The sequence below is a fragment of the Isoptericola halotolerans genome (assembly GCF_003003075.1).
GTDB classification, from domain to species: domain Bacteria; phylum Actinomycetota; class Actinomycetes; order Actinomycetales; family Cellulomonadaceae; genus Isoptericola; species Isoptericola halotolerans_A.
Map to the genome: position 1 here is coordinate 457,563 of NZ_PVTX01000002.1, position 17,218 is coordinate 474,780.

14 protein-coding genes are annotated in these 17,218 nt (G+C 72.6%); 7 read left to right on the plus strand and 7 right to left on the minus strand.

The window, feature by feature from the left end; all coding sequences use genetic code 11:
• The first annotated feature begins 1 nt into the window (after position 1).
• From BCL65_RS05310 to BCL65_RS05330, 5 genes are all read left to right on the plus strand, one after another.
• The gene (locus tag BCL65_RS05310) at positions 2-955 is read left to right on the plus strand and encodes a carbohydrate ABC transporter permease (RefSeq protein ID WP_106265857.1); all 954 of its coding nucleotides are present in this window, start codon (positions 2-4) and stop codon (positions 953-955) included.
• A gap of 99 nt (positions 956-1,054) precedes the next feature.
• On the plus strand, positions 1,055-2,398 hold the full coding sequence (locus tag BCL65_RS05315) for an ABC transporter substrate-binding protein (protein WP_106265978.1): 1,344 nt from the start codon (positions 1,055-1,057) through the stop codon (positions 2,396-2,398).
• Positions 2,399-2,474: 76 nt separating this feature from the next.
• A complete protein-coding gene (locus BCL65_RS05320) occupies positions 2,475-5,651 on the plus strand; it encodes a hypothetical protein (protein WP_181340713.1) in 3,177 nt (1,058 codons plus the stop codon).
• 201 nt (positions 5,652-5,852) lie between these two features.
• A complete protein-coding gene (locus BCL65_RS05325; RefSeq protein ID WP_106265980.1) occupies positions 5,853-7,028 on the plus strand; it encodes an AI-2E family transporter in 1,176 nt (391 codons plus the stop codon).
• Between the two features lie 162 nt (positions 7,029-7,190).
• A complete protein-coding gene (locus BCL65_RS05330) occupies positions 7,191-8,024 on the plus strand; it encodes a cation-transporting ATPase (RefSeq protein ID WP_106265859.1) in 834 nt (277 codons plus the stop codon).
• Between the two features lie 10 nt (positions 8,025-8,034).
• Here BCL65_RS05330 and BCL65_RS05335 read toward each other — a convergent pair whose 3' ends face one another.
• From BCL65_RS05335 to BCL65_RS17750, 6 genes are all read right to left on the minus strand, one after another.
• Entirely contained in the window at positions 8,035-9,444 is a 1,410-nt protein-coding gene (locus BCL65_RS05335) for a polysaccharide deacetylase family protein (RefSeq protein WP_106265860.1), read from the minus strand.
• A gap of 104 nt (positions 9,445-9,548) precedes the next feature.
• Entirely contained in the window at positions 9,549-10,313 is a 765-nt protein-coding gene (locus tag BCL65_RS05340) for an ABC transporter permease (protein WP_106265862.1), read from the minus strand.
• A complete protein-coding gene (locus tag BCL65_RS05345; protein ID WP_106265864.1) occupies positions 10,313-11,095 on the minus strand; it encodes an ABC transporter ATP-binding protein in 783 nt (260 codons plus the stop codon). The genes BCL65_RS05340 and BCL65_RS05345 overlap by 1 nt, the downstream gene beginning before the upstream one ends.
• Before the next feature lie 27 nt (positions 11,096-11,122).
• Entirely contained in the window at positions 11,123-11,965 is an 843-nt protein-coding gene (locus BCL65_RS05350; protein ID WP_106265865.1) for a DUF4097 family beta strand repeat-containing protein, read from the minus strand.
• 72 nt (positions 11,966-12,037) lie between these two features.
• The gene (locus BCL65_RS05355; protein WP_106265867.1) at positions 12,038-12,550 is read right to left on the minus strand and encodes a toxin-antitoxin system HicB family antitoxin; all 513 of its coding nucleotides are present in this window, start codon (positions 12,548-12,550) and stop codon (positions 12,038-12,040) included.
• A gap of 57 nt (positions 12,551-12,607) precedes the next feature.
• Entirely contained in the window at positions 12,608-13,075 is a 468-nt protein-coding gene (locus BCL65_RS17750; RefSeq protein WP_165799903.1) for a MarR family winged helix-turn-helix transcriptional regulator, read from the minus strand.
• A gap of 38 nt (positions 13,076-13,113) precedes the next feature.
• Here BCL65_RS17750 and BCL65_RS05365 point away from each other — a divergent pair, with 38 nt between their 5' ends.
• Both BCL65_RS05365 and BCL65_RS05370 read left to right on the plus strand, forming a co-directional pair.
• Positions 13,114-13,971: an NmrA family NAD(P)-binding protein gene (locus BCL65_RS05365; RefSeq protein ID WP_165799902.1), complete on the plus strand. Its 858-nt coding sequence runs from the start codon at positions 13,114-13,116 to the stop codon at positions 13,969-13,971.
• Complete coding sequence (locus BCL65_RS05370; RefSeq protein ID WP_106265871.1) at positions 13,968-14,603, plus strand: NAD(P)-dependent oxidoreductase; 636 nt, start codon at positions 13,968-13,970, stop codon at positions 14,601-14,603. The genes BCL65_RS05365 and BCL65_RS05370 overlap by 4 nt, the downstream gene beginning before the upstream one ends.
• Before the next feature lie 89 nt (positions 14,604-14,692).
• Here the strand turns inward: BCL65_RS05370 and BCL65_RS05375 are convergent, their stop codons facing one another.
• Positions 14,693-17,140: a glycoside hydrolase family 10 protein gene (locus BCL65_RS05375; protein ID WP_106265873.1), complete on the minus strand. Its 2,448-nt coding sequence runs from the start codon at positions 17,138-17,140 to the stop codon at positions 14,693-14,695.
• Between the last annotated feature and the right edge of the window lie 78 nt (positions 17,141-17,218).

The following is a 17,218-nucleotide window of genomic DNA, read 5'->3' on the forward strand; positions in this document are numbered from 1 at the left end:
GATGACCACCACCGCACCGTCACCCACCGTCACCACGACCCCCGCGACGTCGTCCGGCGAGGCTCCCCGGCGCCGTCGTCGTCGGCCCACCGCCGGCCGGCTCCTCGGCTGGCTCGTCCTGGCGCTCGTGATGCTCGCGACGCTCCTGCCCTTCTACTGGATGCTCCGCACGGCGCTGTCCACCAACGCGGCGTTGCCGGGCGGCGCGGCCGACCCGCTGCCCGTGGGCCTCAGCATCGAGGGGTTCCGTCGCGCCCTCGGGCTCGCCACCGCGGCGGAGTCGCTGGCCGACGGCGGCTCGGGGGCCTCGCTGGACTTCCCGCTCTACCTGATGAACTCGGTGATCGTGGCCACGCTGGTCACCGTCTTCCAGGTCTTCTTCTCGGCGATGGCCGCCTACGCCTTCGCCCGGCTGCGCTGGCCCGGCCGCGACGTCGTCTTCAGCATCTTCCTGGCCGGCCTCATGGTGCCGATCATCTTCACGCTGCTGCCGAACTTCCTGCTGATCCGCGACCTCGGCCTGCTGGACACCCTGCCCGGCATCGCGCTGCCCACGATGATCATGACGCCGTTCGCCGTGTTCTTCCTGCGGCAGTTCTTCGCCGGGATCAGCGTCGAGATCGAGGAGGCGGCCCGGCTCGACGGTGCCGGCCGGTTCCGGACGTTCTTCACCATCATCCTGCCCATGGCGGCGCCGGCCGTGGCCACGCTCGCCCTCCTGACCTACATGACCGCCTGGAACGACTACCTGTGGCCGCTGCTCGTGAGCCAGTCGGACCAGTCGCGCGTCCTGACGCTGGCGCTGGGCATCTTCCGTGCCCAGGCACCCCAGTCGGCACCCGACTGGGCCGGGCTCATGGCGGCGACCCTGCTCGCCGCGCTGCCCATGCTCCTGCTCTTTCTCGCCTTCGCGCGGCGGATCGTCAACTCGATCGGCTTCACCGGGATCAAGTGATCCGGCCTGCGAACGGCACGGTGCCAACACTCGCCGGCAGCCGCCGGCGCACCACCACTCCGCACCATCAACGCGGATGACTGCGAAAGGGAAACAATGATGCGCAAGACAGCACCGATGGCGCTCGCGGGAGCCGTCGCTCTCGCCCTGGGCGCCTGCTCGTCGGGCGGCGGGTCGGGGTCGGGCGGCGACGGGGCCGGCGAGATCACCTACTGGCTGTGGGACTCCAACCAGCTCCCGGCCTACCAGGCCTGCGCCGACGCGTTCACCGAGGCGAACCCCGACACCACGGTGAAGATCGAGCAGTTCGCCTGGGACGACTACTGGACCAAGCTCACCGCCTCGTTCGTCGGCGGCTCCGGCCCGGACGTGTTCGTCGACCACCTGTCCAAGTACGGCGAGTTCGCCGCCCAGGGCCAGATCGTCGCCCTGGACGAGATGATCGAGCGCGACGGGTTCGACACGGGCGTCTACGCCGACGGGCTCATCGACCCGTGGCAGTACGACGACGGCTCCGTCTACGGACTGCCGAAGGACTGGGACACCACCGCGTTCTTCTACAACACGGAGATGCTCGACGACGCCGGCATCACCGCCGAGGAGCTGTGGGCGGCGGACTGGAACCCGGACGACGGCGGCACGTTCGAGGAGATCGTCGCCCACCTCACGGTGGACGCGAACGGGGTCCGCGGCGACGAGGACGGGTTCGACCCGACGAACGTCGAGGTCTACGGGCTCGGGATCAACCCGAACTTCGAGGAGACCGGCCAGATGCAGTGGGCCAACTTCACCGGCACGCTCGACTGGGACTACCTCGACACCAACCCGTGGGGCACCCAGTACCACTTCGACGACCCCGAGTTCCAGCAGGCGATCGACTGGTTCTACGGCCTCGCCGAGAAGGGCTACGCCCCCGCGGCCGGCGTGTTCTCGGACGAGACGCCCACCCAGCTCGGCTCCGGCCAGGTCGCCATGGGCACCAACGGCTCGTGGGCGACCGGCTCGTTCATGGAGCTCGACGGCGTGGACGTGGGCATCGCGCCCGGCCCCGTCGGTCCCACCGGGGAGCGTGCGTCGCTGTTCAACGGCGTCGCCGACTCCATCAGCGCCTCGTCGGACGACCCGGAGGCCGCCTGGCAGTGGGTCCAGTTCCTCGGGTCGACGGACTGCCAGGACATCGTCGGGGAGCACGCCGTCGTGTTCCCCGCGATCCCGGAGTCCTCGGAGAAGGCGCTGGCCGCCTTCGACGAGAAGGGCTGGGACGTCTCGGCGTTCTTCAGCTACGAGGAGGAGGGGCGGACGTTCCTGCCGCCCATCACCCTGAACGCCGGTGAGGTCAACGCCATCGCCTCCGTCGCCTTCGAGGACATCTACCTCGGCAACACCGAGGCGTCGTCCCTGACGGACGCCAACGAGCAGATCAACACCGTCCTCCAGAAGTAGACCGGCCACCACGCCTGCGGGTCGCGCCGGTGCGGCGTGTCCCGCAGGCGGCAACCATCACGAAGGAGTGAGTTGAATGCATGACCGTTCGAGCAGGAGACGAAGCGACGGGGGCGCGCGCGACCGCGCGCCCAGGATGCGGCGGGGCGTCGCGGTGGCCGCGGCGGTGGCCGTCGGTGCCGCGGGCGCGGTGCTGCCGATGAGCTCGGCCGCGGCCGCCGACCCGGAGGTCCTCGAGATCGACCTCGCGGCGACGACCGGCGAGTTCCAGGGCGGAGCGTCGGGGATGCTCTACGGGCTGGGCGACGACGGCGTGCCCACCGACCCGATCGTGGCCGGCGCGCGCCCCACCAACGTCACCCAGAAGGCCCCGTACGGCGCGCAGCACCCCAACGGTGACCCGCTCGAGGTCGAGCGGTCGTTCTTCGAGAACGGGGGCGAGTACCTGATGGTCAACATCCAGGACTACTACCCCGACTGGCCCTACAACGGCGGTCAGCGCCCGGAGGACTTCGACACCTATCTCGAGACCGTGCGCACGGTGGTCACGAGCATCGTCGAGGAGTCCGCGTACCCCGAGCGGTACGTGTTCACCCCGTTCAACGAGCCGGACGGGATCAACTGGTACGGCGACTGGGACACGATGCGGGACACGTTCCTCGCCGACTGGGAGGCCGCGTACGCCACGATCAAGGAGATCTACCCCGAGGCGCGCATCGCCGGCCCGGGTGACGCGTGGTGGCACGGCGGCAGCACGCGCGAGATCCTCGAGGCCGCGAAGGCCAACGACACCCTGCCGGACATCTGGACGTGGCACGAGCTCGGGGTCGAGAACCTCGCGACGTTCCGTTCGCACCTGGCGGAGTACCGGCAGATCGAGCAGGAGGTCGGGGTCGGCCCGCTGCCGGTGAACATCACCGAGTACGCCATGCGCCGCGACATGTCGGTGCCCGGCCAGCTCGTGCAGTGGCTGTCGATGTTCGAGGACGAGAAGGTCGACGCCCAGACCGCGTACTGGACGTTCGCCGGCAACCTCAACGACAACATGGCCAAGAACAACGCCGCCAACGGCGCGTGGTGGCTGCTCAAGTGGTACGCCGACCTCACCGGTCAGACGGTCGAGGTGACGCCGCCGCAGCTCGACGCCGTGGACACCCTGCAGGGCACCGCCACGATCGACGCGGACCGTCGCCAGGCGACGGCGATCTTCGGCGGCGGTAGCGCGGACGTCCGGGTCGAGGTCGACGGGATCGACCCGGAGGTCTTCGGCGACACCGTGGACGTGCAGGTGCGCGAGGCCGAGTGGTCCGGTCAGGAGGGCGCGGCGCTGAACCCGCCCGTCGTCGTGGCCGACCGGGTCGAGGTGCAGGACGGCTCGGTCCAGGTCGACGTGCCGAACGACAACCGTCACTCGGCGTACCAGCTCGTCATCACCCCGCGGCTCGCCGAGCAGCCGGAGACCGACTCGACGTGGCGCGACGTCGTCGAGGCGGAGGACACCACGCTGCAGGACGTGAACGTCGACGACCAGCCTGCCCGGGACGCCTGGACCTTCGCCGCGTCGAACCAGCAGGACGTCAGCGGGCTGACCTCCGCGACGTCGTCGCTGACATGGCCCGTCGAGGTGCCGGAGACCGGCACCTACCGCCTGCGCGTCATCGCGGGGACGACCGTGGCAGGACGCCACGCGCTCTTCGTGGACGGCGAGCACGCCGCGACGGTGCAGTACGAGGCCGGCTTCAACGCCCGGTACCGCGGCAGCGCCGAGGTGCTCGTCGACCTGGAGGCGGGGACGCGTGAGCTGTCCCTGCGCACCAGCGCCGACGGCTCCACGGTGCTTCCCGGGTCGAACGTGACGGTCGACAAGCTCGAGCTGACCCGCGTGGAGGGCCCGGACACCGAGGTCTACCCCGCGCACCTCGCGCGGCTCGACGGCGGATCGGTGCTGTTCGGCGAGGCGACCGACGCCGGGGACGTCCGTCTCGAGCAGGACGGCACCGCGACGTTCTACGTCGCCGCACGAGAGACCGGCTACCACGACGTCGCGGTGAGCTATGCGGCGGCGCAGGCCACCGGGCTCGAGCTCGAGGTCAACGGCCGCCCGGTCGAGGGGCTCGCGGCGGCCGACGCCGGGCGCTGGAGCTCGACGGTCCGCCTCCACCTGGCCCAGGGCATCACCGAGATCACGGTCCGGGCGCAGGACCAGGTCGACCTCACGTCGTTGCGCACCGTGCGTGCCGCGGAGGGCGACGAGGCCGTCGTCGAGGTCGAGGCGGAGGAGGCCCTGGAGCTGCACGGCGGGGCACGGGTCGACGCCGTCGCCGAGCCGACCAACGTCTCGGGCGACAACGTGGGCTGGCTCGGCGGCGGTGCCGACAGCTACGCCGTCTGGCAGCGGCCGGAGGGCCTGCCCGCCGGTGCCTACAACTTCGTGGCGCGCTACGCGAACGCCGAGAAGAACACGGGCCACGCCTACAACACCGACGTGATCACGCGGTTCCTCGACATCACCGAGGACGGCGGTGCCACGACGCGGGGTGCCTACCGGCACAACTACTCGTGGCAGGGGTTCTGGACCCACACCGTGCCCCTGGACCTGGCCACCGACGACGGCGCGCTCACCCTGGGCAACGACTCCGGCTGGGCACCCAACCTGGACACGCTCGCGCTCGCCCCGCTGGTGCTCGACGTGACGAACGCGGGCGAGGACACCACGCCCCCCGAGGTCACGGTCAAGGACGGGACGGACCTGACGGTCGGTGCGGACGGGCTCTACGCGAAGGTGTCCTTCGCGCTGCACGACGCCGGCACGATCGACCGGGTGGTGCTCAACGGGGTGAGCAAGGACCTGACCGACGACACCTGGTCGGACCTGAACGGCGTCGAGCCCGGCACGTTCGGCGCGGTCGAGGGCGAGAACATGCTCGAGGTGTTCGACGTGGCGGGCAACGTCACGACGGTGGAGTTCACGCTCGACACGACCGGGCCGCAGGTCACGGTCAAGGAGGGCGCGAAGTTCACGGTCGGCTCGGACGGCACGTACCGGAAGGTGTCGTTCACGCTCCACGACGCGCCCGCCGGCGTGGACGGTCTGACGCTCAACGGTGTCGAGAAGGACCTGACCGACGACCGGTGGTCGGACCTGGACAAGGTCACGCCGGGCCGCTTCGGCGCTCAGCGCGGCGAGAACACGCTCGTCGTCCACGACACCCTCGGCAACACCACCGAGGTGAGGTTCACGATCGGGAGCTGACGGCTCCCGCTGCCGGGACGGCCGCCGTGACGTCAGGTCGCGGTGGCCGTCCCGGCGTCGCACGCGGTGATCGTGGCTCGCACCCAGCCCCTCCGGGTCTCAGGTCTGCTGCCCGTCGACGTGTCGTCGCTCGGACCCGGACCCGTCCGCACTAGCGTCGGCACGTCCGGCGCCCGCCGGACCGACGAGGGAGGACAGGCGATGGGTCTCTTCAGCCGCCGCGCACCGCGCTCCGGCCGCCGGCCGGCACCGGCGCAGGAGCTCGCGGGTCGCGCACCCGCCCAGCACGAGGTGCGGGGGGCGTCCAGGCTCTGGTCGGACGGGTTCGGCCGCGTGGGGACGCGGTCGCTGCAGGTCCTCGCGGTGATCGCGGTGATCGCGGTCCTCGGGTTCGTGGGGACCCGCCTGACGCTCGTCGTCATCCCCGTCCTCATCGCGCTCGTGCTGGCGGCGGCCATCTCACCGCTGGTGTCGCTCCTGCGCCGTCGCGGCGTGCCGTCGTTGCTGGCGACGTGGATCGCGCTCCTGACGCTGGTCGCCCTGCTGGCGGGGGTCGTGTGGCTCGTGGTGCGGGCCGTCGTCGACCAGTGGGACGAGCTGCAGAGTCAGGCCCTCGACGGCTTCGACTCGCTGCAGACCTACATCCAGGACCTGCCGTTCGACATCTCCGAGGAGCAGATCGCCTCGGTGCGCGACTCCGCCACGGGGCTGCTGCAGTCCAGCGCGGTGGGGTCCGGAGCACTCGCCGGCGTCTCGCAGACCGCCGACTTCGTCACCGGCTTCTTCATCATGATCGTCGTGCTGTTCTTCTTCCTCAAGGACGGGCCGGCGATGTGGGAGTTCCTGCTGCGGCCGTTCGAGGGGCGCGCCTACGAGCGCGGCCTGCGCGTCGGCGACGCCACCGTCGGCACGCTCGGCGGGTACGTGCGGGGGACGGCGATCATCGCGGTCGTCGACGCCGTGGGCATCGGGATCGGCCTCGCGATCATGGGCGTGCCCCTCGTGGTCCCGCTGTCGGTGCTGGTCTTCCTGCTGGCCTTCATCCCGTTGGTCGGCGCCACCCTGGCCGGCATCCTCGCGGCCCTGGTCGCGCTGGTCGCCGTCGGACCGGTCGAGGCGCTCGTCGTCGTCGGGATCGTCGTCGCCGTCAACCAGCTGGAGGGCACGTTCCTCCAGCCGGTGGTCATGGGCCGCACACTGCGCCTGCACCCGCTGGTCATCCTGTTCGCGTTGACGGCCGGCACGGTGCTGGTCGGCATCACCGGCGCGGTGCTCGCCGTGCCCATCGCCGCCTCCATCTGGCGCGCGACCCAGGTGTGGGACGGGCCGGACCTGCCGGCACGGTTCGTCCGGCAGAAGCGCGCCGAGACGGTCTGACCGGCCGCCGGCTCGGCGGTTTGGGCGGCCACAGTTATATAACAGGGGGACGCAGTGGCCCGGGGGTTATATAACGCTCCATTCTGAGAGCACCGGGTGACTCTCATCCTCCTCTCAGAAACACCTGTCAGACTGCCTCGTCAGTCCGACAAGAGGAGCACCATGTCCAAGCTCTCGAAGGCGTTCTCCCTGGCCAAGAAGGCGTACGACGCACACCAGTCGTCGTCGCGAAGCTCTGGTTCCGGCGGTCGGCCCGGGCAGCCGGACTGGCGCTCCATGCTGGAGAGCGCCGTCGGCGGCGGCTCCCGCCCGCAGTCCGGAGGCGCGTACCCGCCGGCCGGCGGCTCCCGCCCGGCGCCCGCCCCGCCGTCGTCCGCAGGCCGTGCGCCGGCGTCCGCCGGACGTCCTCGCCCCGGCGTCCCCGACGCCGACCGGCAGGCCATCGCCCGCTACGACTACCTGATGCGCACGGCCGAGCCGCACGAGGTCGAGCAGGTCCACGCCGAGGCGTTCGAGCGCCTCACCCCGCAGCAGCGCGAGGCGGTGCTGCGCCGCATGCAGGCTGACCTCCCGGCCAACGAGCAGCCGCGGTCGGCGAGCGTGGCCGACCTGTCGCGCGCCGCGGGGCGGTCCGAGGCGCGCCGGCCGGGCTCCATGCGTTCGATCCTCGCCAAGGTCGGGACGGGCGGGGCGGTGGCGGGTGCCGCCGTCGGCGCCGTGGGTCTGCTGGGCGTGGTCGCGGCCGGCGCCGCGGTGAGCAGCGTCGCCGGGCCCCTGCTGGCCGAGGCGGGCAACCTCGGCGTCGACTTCGACGCACTCGCCTCAGGGATCGACCTCGGCGCGTTCGACGCCGGTGCGCTCGACGTCGAGGGCGCCGTCTCGCAGGTGGGCGACGCCGGCACGGAGGCGGTCTCCGGGTTCGGCGACCAGGTCTCGGAGGCCGGGCAGTCGCTGTCCGACCTCGCGGGCGGGTTCGACGTGCGCGACCTGTTCTGAACGCGCGCGCTCAGGGCTCGTCGGGACCGACGAGCAGGTCGGCCGTGACCAGCACGTAGTTCTCCTTGCGCAGGTCCGCGATGATCTTCGGCACGGCGTCCACGCTGGTCGCGTGGATGTCGTGCAGCAGGATGTTGCTGCCCGGCTCCACCTCGGCGCGCACCCGGCGGCGGATCTCCCGGGCGTCGCGGGACTCCCAGTCGCGGGTGTCGAGGCTCCACAGCACGACGTCGAGCCCGGTCCGGGTCGCGAGCGACCGGACGCGGCCGTCGACGTCGCCGTACGGCGGCCGCAGCAGGAACGGCGTGGAGCCCGTCGCGTCCGTGACCGCGTCCTGGGTGCGGCGGATCTCGTCGCGCACCTCGCCGTCGTCCAGCGTGGTGAGCTGCGGGTGGTTCCAGGTGTGGTTGCCCACCAGGTGCCCGCCGTCGACGACGGCCCGCGCGATCTCGGGCCGGGCGGCGACGTTGTCGCCCACCATGAAGAAGGTGGCCGGAGCGTCCTTGCGCTCGAGGATGCGCAGCAGCCGCTGCGTCTCGGCGACGGGGCCGTCGTCGAAGGTCAGCGCGACGCACCGGTCCTCGCGGCAGTCGACGCCGTCGGCGCGGGCGGCCCGGCGGCGGTCGGCGACGATCTGGTCCAGCCGGTCCGTCCACAGGGTCTCCGTGGTGTCGAGCAGCGTGTCCCGCAGCGCGACGGCGTCGTCCGGGTCGAGCGCGTCCGCTCCGGCGTCGGTCATCGCCTCGGCGTCGGTGACGGCCGCGTCGAGCTCGCCCAGGGTGGCGGCACCGACCTGCGGCCGGAGTTCCGTCAGTGCGTCACGGCCCTCGGTCGCCGCGGCCTGCAGCTCCTCGAGGGCCCATTCCTGACGTGCCTCGACGACGACGGCGGTCGCCGCGGTCACGGCGGCCGCGGCGGCATGGAGCTCGGCGGGCGCCGGGTCCGAGCCGTCCACGACCTCGGCCTCCACCCGCGGCAGCGTCTGCGGACGGAACAGGTTCGGCCGGGTGACCTCCTCCACGGTGCGCGTCGAGACCGGGTAGGTCACCTCGGCGTCGCGCAGCCGCTCGGCCTGGTCGAGCGCCGCGGCGAGAGGTGCGCGCACGGCGGGGTCGCCCACCTGGCCCTCGCTGCCGGCCAGGACGGGCCTGCCGCCGTCGACCGCGTCGTCGAGGGCGTCGCGGCTCGCGGCGTACGCCTCCTCGGCACGGGCGCGGGAGGTCGCCGCGTCCTCGGTGACGCGGGCGACCTCCGCCTCGTACGTGGCCACGGTCCCGACCCAGGCGCGGTGCTCGAGCACCCCGGCGACGACGGCGCCCGCCGCGACGAGGACGGCGACGATCGCCGCGATCCACCACCGGCGTGCACGACGGCGCGGCCCCGGTCCCGAGGCTGCGTCCGGCCCGTGCGGTGTGCTCACGTCTCGATCCTCCGGCCAACCATCGGTCGGCGCAGGACGCACCGCCGACGACGGGGCTCGTCGCCGGCGGTGCGCGGTCGGAGGTGTCGAGGTACCGGAACCACCTAGCTCGTCTTGCGGCGGTAGGCCGCGATCGCCGCGGCGTAGGCCACCGCGAGGATGACCACGAGCCAGGCGAGGGCGATCCAGATGTCGTTGCCGGGAGGCTGCTCCGCGAACAGGGCCCGGATGGTGTCGACGATGGATGTCACGGGCTGGTTCTCGGCGAACCAGGCGACCGGCCCGGGCATCGTGTCGGTGGGCACGAACGCCGAGCTGATGAACGGCAGGAAGATGAGCGGGTAGCTGAACGCGCTCGCGCCGTCGACGGTCTTCGCCGAGAGCCCGGCGACCACGGCGAGCCAGGTGAGGGCCAGCGTGAACAGGGCGAGGATGCCGGCCACGGCGAGCCAGGCGCCCACGGACGCACCGGTCCGGAACCCCATGAGCAGCGCGACGCCGATGACGATCACGATCGAGGCCAGGTTGGCCACCAGCGACGTGAGCACGTGCCCCCACAGGACGCTCGACCGGGCGATCGGCATGGACTGGAAGCGCTCGAAGATGCCGCCCTGCATGTCGAGGAACAGCCGGTACGCGGTGTACGCGATGCCCGACGCGATCGTGATGAGCAGGATGCCGGGAAGCATGTAGTTGACGTAGGACTCGTCGGACCCCGTGTCGATCGCGCCGCCGAACACGTACACGAACAGCAGCATCAGGGCGATCGGGGTCACCGCGGTCGTGATGATGGTGTCCGGGCTGCGGCTGATGTGCCGCAGGGACCGACCGGTGAGGACGCGGGTGTCGGTCAGGACGTGGGAGGTCATCAGGATTCCTTTCCGGCGTCGGTACCGACGAGGGTGAGGAAGACGTCCTCGAGGGACGGCTGCTTCTCGACGTACTCGACCTTGGCGGGGGGCAGGAGCTGCTTGAGCTCGGCGAGGGTCCCGTGCTGGATGATCGTGCCCTCGTGCAGGATGGCGATGCGGTCGGCGAGCTGTTCGGCCTCGTCGAGGTACTGGGTGGTCAGCAGGATGGTGGTGCCGCCCTCGGCCAGCTTCTTGACGCCCTTCCAGACGTCGATGCGGGCCTGCGGGTCCAGACCGGTGGTGGGCTCGTCGAGGAAGACGATCGGCGGGTCGCCGATCAGGCTCATGGCGATGTCGAGCCGGCGTCGCATACCTCCCGAGTACGTGCCCGCCCGCCGGTCGGCGGCGTCGGTGAGCGAGAAGCGGGTGAGCAGGTCGTCGGCGATCGCCCGCGGGTCGTCCAGGTGGCGCAGCCGGGCGACGAGGACGAGGTTCTCCCGTCCGGTGAGGATCTCGTCGACGGCGGCGAACTGGCCCGTGAGACTGATGGACTCACGCACGTCGCCCGGCTTCGCGGCGACGTCGAAGCCGTGCACGGTCGCGGTGCCGGCGTCGGCCTTCAGCAGCGTCGACAGGATGCGCACGAGCGTGGTCTTGCCGGCGCCGTTCGAGCCGAGCAGGGCGAAGATGCTCCCCGGCTCGACGTCGAGGTCGACGCCGCGCAGCACGTGCAGGTCCTGGAAGGACTTCTGGACTCCCCGCACCTGGATGGCGGGCTGGCGGGACTGGTCGTGGGTCATGGCTGGGTCTCCGTCTCGGGTGCGGTCTCAGGGCCGGCGCACGACGACGTCGCCGTAGCCGGTGCTGGCGTGGATCTCGGCCGTCGCCTCGTCGTCGACGGGGCCCTCGGTGGGGGTGAGCTGGTTGCGCACGGCACCGTGCTCGGAGCCGACGTCGAGGTAGGCGGCGGTGCCCTCGGGCACACCCACCTCGATCGTGCCGTACGAGGTGGCGAGCGTGACGTCGCCCGACTCGAGGCGGTCGACGCGGACGTTGCCGTGGGCGCCCTTGGCGGTGAGGCTGCCGCGCACGTGGCGCACGACGATGTCGCCGTTCGCGCCCTGGATCCCGAGCGAGCCGGAGACGGACCCGACCAGGGTGGTGCCGTTGGTCGCGCGGATCGTGCCGTCTCCCAGGGCCTCGTCCACCCGCACGGACCCGGCGGCCACCTTGACCGCCAGAGGACCGGCGGCCCGCCCGACGGCGACCGAGCCGGCCGCGACCTTGACGTCGAGCCGGTCGACCTCGTCGATGCGGACGTCGCCGGCCGAGACCGTCATGTCGACGGTGCCGAAGGAGCCCTCGGAGAAGAGGGTGCCGGTCTTGCCGCGGAGGTCGGAGCCGGCGGGGAGCTCGACCGTGATGTCCGCGGTGCCGGCCGCGAACGGCAGGACCCACTGCTTCCAGGATCCGGGGTAGGTGATCGAGACGGCGTCGCCGTCGCGCTCGACGCGCACCTCCTCGGCGGCGCGTACGGATCCCGCCTTGCCCGGCGTCGTGGGCAGCACGGTGACGACGACGTCGTCGCGCTCGGAGGCGATGACGTGCAGGTTCGCGAAGGGCACCTCGACGACGACGGGAACGGGGTGGGGGGCGGGGAAAGTGGGCATGACGGAGCTCCAGGTGTGGTGTCAGTGTGGTGTCTAGGGGGGGAAGGGGATGGTGCTCTGGTGGTGCGCTGGTCAGCGGACCCAGCCGGTGGCCCGGCTGGTGCCGCGGTGGGTCGCCCTGGCCTGCGCTGCCGGGCGGCCGGTGGACTGCTCGAGGGCGCCGGCGACGGCCCGCACGAGCCAGGTGTTGACGGAGACGCCCTCGCGGGCCGCGGCCGTCTCGACCTGCGCCTTGAGGTGGTCGGGGAGCCGCAGGGTGGTGCGGGTGGTGGCGCCGCCGTCGGCGTCGGGGAGCGGCGCGACCGGGGGTGCGGGCTCCGGGGCGCTCGCGGTGGTGGGCCCGGCCGGGACGTCGATGACGAACTCGGGCGAGCCGCCCCGGAGCCGGACGTCCACGGATCCGGGAGCGAGCTCGGCGGAGATCTCGCCGGCCGCGTCGGAGAGCGCCTCCAGCAGCACGAGCCGGGCGGCGGAGTCGAGGGGTGCGGTGAGGCGGGAGGCGATCTCGCGCGCCTCGTCGCTGCCCGCCGAGGCGGCGGTACGGAGCTGCTGCTGCAGCTGGTCGGTGTAGCGGGTCAGGTCCATGGCTCCACTATGACACCACTGTGGTGTCATAGCAAGGGGTGTGACGCCACGAGTTTGTCAGAGTGGTGTCGCGTCGTTCCCGCGGTGCTCGTGGACCGCGCCCTGGTCCTGGGCGAACCGGTGCAGGGACCTGGCCAGCGTGTGGACCTCGTCCGGGGTCCAGCCGTCCACGATGTCCGCGAGGCGCTCCAGGCGGAACTCGGCCGCGCGGTCCCTGAGCCCCCGCCCGGCAGCGGTCGGCACGACGAGCCGCCGGCGGGCGTCGTCGGGGGAATCTGTCCGCGTGACCATTCCTGCGCCCTCGGCGCGGGTGACGAGGCGGCTGGCCGTGGAGTGGGCGACACCGAGGCGCGTCGCGATCTGCTGGACGCTCTGGCCCTCGGTCGGCAGCTCGTTGAGCACGAGCAACGTCGAGAGCTCGACGGCGCGGCCCTGGTCGTCCAGCACCGGCGGGGCCGTCAGGAAGCGGCGCAGGCCGACGAGCGCCCGGTCGAGCATCCGCAGGTCGGGTTCCCGTGCGTCCATGCATGTACGGTACATGTACTGACCGAAGGGGGAGGCGCATGTTCCTGGTGACGGGTGCGAGCGGGAACGTGGGAGCGGTCGTCGCCCGGGAGCTGCAGGCCGCAGGTGCCGACGTGCGTCGCGCCGTCCGCTCGCCGCGCGACGGAGCCGCCGACGAGGTGGCGTTCGACTTCACCGACGCCTCGACGTGGGGTCCGGCGTTCGACGGCGTGCGCGCGATGTTCCTCGTCCGCCCGCCCGCGATCGGCAACGTGCGGCGGGACCTGCTGCCCGCCGTCGCCGCCGCCCGCGACGCGGGCGTGGAGCACGTCGTCTTCCTGTCCCTGCAGGGTGCTGAGCGCAACAAGGTCGTGCCGCACGCGACGGTGGAGTCCTGGCTGCGCGGTTCGGGCCTGGCGTGGACGTTCGTGCGTGCGTCGTTCTTCCACCAGAACCTCAGCACCACCCATGCGAGCGACGTGCGCGACCGGGACGAGATCGTCGTCCCGGCCGGCGACGGCGCGACGGCGTTCGTCGACGCCGAGGACGTCGGGGCGGTCGCGGCCCGTGCGCTCCTGGAGCCCGCGGCCCACCGGGACCGGGCCTGGACCGTCACCGGCCCGCGGGCGCTCACCTACCAGCAGATCGCGCAGATCCTCACCGACGAGCTCGGCCGAAAGGTGCACTACCGGCGGCCCGGCATGCTCCGCTACGTCCGCCACGCCCGCCGCGAGCTCGGCATGCCGTGGGGGATGGTCGCCGTGACCACCGCCATCTACACCACCGCCCGGCTCGGTCTCGCCGACGCCCTCACCACCGACGTGCAGCGCCTGCTCGGCCGGGAACCCCTCGACTTCGCCGCGTTCGCACACCGCGAGCGGGCCGCCTGGATCCCTCCGACCAAGGACACCCCATGAAGATCGCCCTCGTCGGCGCCACCGGACGGACCGGCCGGCACGCCCTGACCACTGCCCTGGAGCACGGCCACGACGTCAGCGTGCTCGTCCGGCGACCCGACCGCCTGCCCGCCGAGGTGCGCGGCCAGGTCCGCGTCGTCGTCGGCGATTCCACGGACCCCGCTGCGCTCGGCGAGCTCGTCCGGGGCGCGGAGGCCGTCGTCTCGGCGCTCGGACCCACCGCGAAGGAGGCCGACCTGCACACGCGGACGGCGCGAGCGCTCGTCGACGTCATGGCGGCGCACGGGCCGCGGCGGTTCGTCGGCGTCAGCGGTGCGGGCATCGACGTGCCCGGCGACCGCAAGGCCGGCAAGGACAAGGTCATCAGCTGGCTCATCCGCACCCTCGGCGGCGACGTCGTGAAGGACAAGCCGGCCGAGCACGCCGTCTGGTCAGCGTCGGGGCTGGACTGGACGCTCGTGCGCCCGCCGCGCCTCGTCGACGGCGAGGCCACCGGCCGCCTGGAGCACGACGCCCACCGGTCGACGCGCTCCACGACGATCCGGCGAGCCGACCTCGGTGCCTTTCTCGTCGACGTCGCCGAGGGTGACCGGTACGCCCGGCAGGCGCCGTTCGTGGCGACCGCCCGCTGACCGGACGGCACGGGAAGACCTGCCGCGCGATCAGGCCGAGGGCGCCGGGCGCGGACGGTACGAGTGCCCTCCGCGCCCGGCGCTCGGTGCTACCGCCCGGCGACCACCTGCGTCAGCCACCGGTCGTACATCGCGAGGTCACGCTGGGCGCGCGACCCGAACAGTGCCGGACCCTCGCCGTCGAGCGCTCCTCGCTCGACGGCGTCCGACGCGCGCCCGAGCGCGTCGATCGCGGCCGTCGGCCGGTCGCGGTCCAGCGCCCGCTCGGCCGCGGCGAGCTGGGCGGTCGCCGCCGCCACCGCTCCGGCGCCCACGCACTCGCCCCGCGCCGAGCCGAGGGCGTCGCGCAGCGCGTCGACACCGACCCGCACGGCACGGATCCGGTCGGCGTGCGGCACCACGGCCGGGTCGCGGAAGGCGCCCTCCGCGAGCGCGCCCGCCTGGGCGTCCGTGACCTGGTTGTACGCGAACAGCGCCGCTCCGTCGGAGCCGGCGTCGCCGACGGCGGCGACCTGGTCCAGCATGGTCTGCGGCGTGGAGCCCCGGAAGGGGCCGTAGGTCGCGGTGTACAGCAGGTTCTCCTCGCCGACCCGCTCCCGCATGGCCACGGTGTCGGCGGCGACCGAGGTGGCGGACGTGCCGAAGGACATGCCGGTCAGGACGTCGACGTACCCCTGGTCGACCCAGTCGCCCCAGTTCTGGAACTTCTTGGCCAGGCCGTCGCTCGGGTCCGGGAACACGGCGGCCGACACCGGGACCTCCGGGGCGACCTCCTGCTGCATCGAGCGGACCTCGGAGACGAACGAGGTCACGTTGGCCTCGCGCCAGGCCGTCCACGTCTCCCACGCGGGGTCCGCGGGGGTCAGCGTGTAGGGGTCGACGCCGGCCTCCTCGGCGAAGGCGGCGCGCGAGTAGTCGCTGTAGGAGTAGCCCGCGGTCTCCCAGGGCTCGGAGACCGGGTAGCGGATGTAGTCCAGGTGCAGCCCGTCGACGGGGTACCCGGTCAGGATCTCCTCGAGGACGGAGGCGACGTACGCCCGCGGCCCGGGGTGGGAGGCGTCGACGAAGTAGTAGCCCGGCTCCTGCGACGACGGCATCGGCCGGTCCGCGCCGACGTCCTCGCGCTCGACAGCGGCCCACTCCGGGTAGACGTCCAGGATCGGCCCCGGGCCGCCCGTGGCGCCCTCGGACCCCACGAAGAACGTGTGGATCCACGGGTGCAGCTCGATCCCGCGGTCGTGGGCCTCGGAGATCCAGACGGCGAGCGGGTCGAACCCGGCCATCTCCGGGCGCTGGGCAGTGATCCCGGCGTCGGCCGCGACCTGCGACGGGTAGATCGTCGTGCCCTGGAAGAAGGTCTCGAGGAACACGACGTTGAAGCCGGACTCCTCGATGCGGTCGAGCGTGGCACGGATCGCCTCGGGGGACGTCTCCTCGGGGCGTACCCAGACCCCGCGCCCCTCGGCCGGCCGCGACTCCGCCGTGCGGTACCCCGCCAGCGACGCGGACGCGCTCGCCTCCTGGGCCAGCTCGCTGGCCGCGGCGGCGTCGCCGGACCCGGCCGCCGTGCGCGCCCGGTCGAGAAGTGCCTCGGCGTCCGCCAGCGCCTCGACCGCACCGTCGCGCGGGAAGGCGAGGCAGGCGGCGTCGGCGGCGGTGACGGACTCCTGCGCCGCGATCACCCCCTGCTCGGCGGCGTAGATCGCGGTGCGCTCGTCGACGGTCGCGACGAGGTCGGTCCCGTCGACCTCGACCGTGGCGCCCACCGGCGCGTTGGTCTGCAGCCACGTGCCGCGCGAGCCGTGGCCGGACAGCACGTAACCGTCCGCGGGGATCTCGCGGTCGTTGCCGCCCGCCCCGACGACGGTCCCGGCGACGACGGTGACCTCGTAGCCGAAGTCGTTGGTGCCGGAGGAGTCACGACCGGAGGCCGGGGTGTACTGCACGAGCTGCTCCGCGCCGCGGCAGCCCGGGTAGCACTGCCCGCTCCCGGGGTCGACGCCGGGCGGGTTGTTCTCGGGCGTCGGGTCCACGGCGTCGAGCGTCGTCGAGGCGCTGCGCTCGACGACCTCCCGGAACGTGATCGTGTCGCCGGCGGCGACGTGGTCGCGCAGGAACGGGCGGACGTCCGGCGACCCGCCGGGAGACACCGACAGCACGAGACCGTCGGTGGGGACGGCGTTGTCACCGGGCGTCCAGGCCGGATCGGCACAGGTGGCGAGCGCGGTGCACACGCTGACCACCTCGTAGGTGCCCTGCTCGGGGCCGGGGGTCAGCACGGCCTCGCCACCGAACGCGTTGGTGCGCGTGGACTCCCCGAAGGCCGGGGTGTACACCGCGACGGTGCCGGCCGTGCGGCTCGGCGGGTTCACCGCCGTGACCGTCAGCTCCTCGCCGTCCGCCGCGACCACCACGTCGCCGGCCTCGGGGAGCCCGGCAGCGTCGACGGCCGTGGCGGACGTCGTCCCCGCGATGCCTGCCAGCAGCAACGCCAGGGCGGTGGCGGCGGAGGTCCGCCGTCGTGTTCTGATCATCATCGATCCTCTCCTCGCCGGCGGGGACGTTCCCACGCCGGTGCGCCCGCCCTGCGAGCAGGCGGGCGCCGTCGGTCACGC

Excerpts from the sequence above, each read along its gene's own strand:
- BCL65_RS05310 (WP_106265857.1), top strand. The coding sequence starts at position 2 with ATGACCACCACCGCACCGTCACCCACCGTCACCACGACCCCCGCGACG.
- BCL65_RS05315 (WP_106265978.1), top strand. The coding sequence starts at position 1,055 with ATGCGCAAGACAGCACCGATGGCGCTCGCGGGAGCCGTCGCTCTCGCC.
- BCL65_RS05320 (WP_181340713.1), top strand. The coding sequence starts at position 2,475 with ATGCATGACCGTTCGAGCAGGAGACGAAGCGACGGGGGCGCGCGCGAC.
- BCL65_RS05325 (WP_106265980.1), top strand. The coding sequence starts at position 5,853 with ATGGGTCTCTTCAGCCGCCGCGCACCGCGCTCCGGCCGCCGGCCGGCA.
- BCL65_RS05330 (WP_106265859.1), top strand. The coding sequence starts at position 7,191 with ATGTCCAAGCTCTCGAAGGCGTTCTCCCTGGCCAAGAAGGCGTACGAC.
- BCL65_RS05340 (WP_106265862.1), bottom strand. The coding sequence starts at position 10,313 with ATGACCTCCCACGTCCTGACCGACACCCGCGTCCTCACCGGTCGGTCC.
- BCL65_RS05345 (WP_106265864.1), bottom strand. The coding sequence starts at position 11,095 with ATGACCCACGACCAGTCCCGCCAGCCCGCCATCCAGGTGCGGGGAGTC.
- BCL65_RS05350 (WP_106265865.1), bottom strand. The coding sequence starts at position 11,965 with ATGCCCACTTTCCCCGCCCCCCACCCCGTTCCCGTCGTCGTCGAGGTG.
- BCL65_RS05355 (WP_106265867.1), bottom strand. The coding sequence starts at position 12,550 with ATGGACCTGACCCGCTACACCGACCAGCTGCAGCAGCAGCTCCGTACC.
- BCL65_RS17750 (WP_165799903.1), bottom strand. The coding sequence starts at position 13,075 with ATGGACGCACGGGAACCCGACCTGCGGATGCTCGACCGGGCGCTCGTC.
- BCL65_RS05365 (WP_165799902.1), top strand. The coding sequence starts at position 13,114 with ATGTTCCTGGTGACGGGTGCGAGCGGGAACGTGGGAGCGGTCGTCGCC.
- BCL65_RS05370 (WP_106265871.1), top strand. The coding sequence starts at position 13,968 with ATGAAGATCGCCCTCGTCGGCGCCACCGGACGGACCGGCCGGCACGCC.
- BCL65_RS05375 (WP_106265873.1), bottom strand. The coding sequence starts at position 17,140 with ATGATGATCAGAACACGACGGCGGACCTCCGCCGCCACCGCCCTGGCG.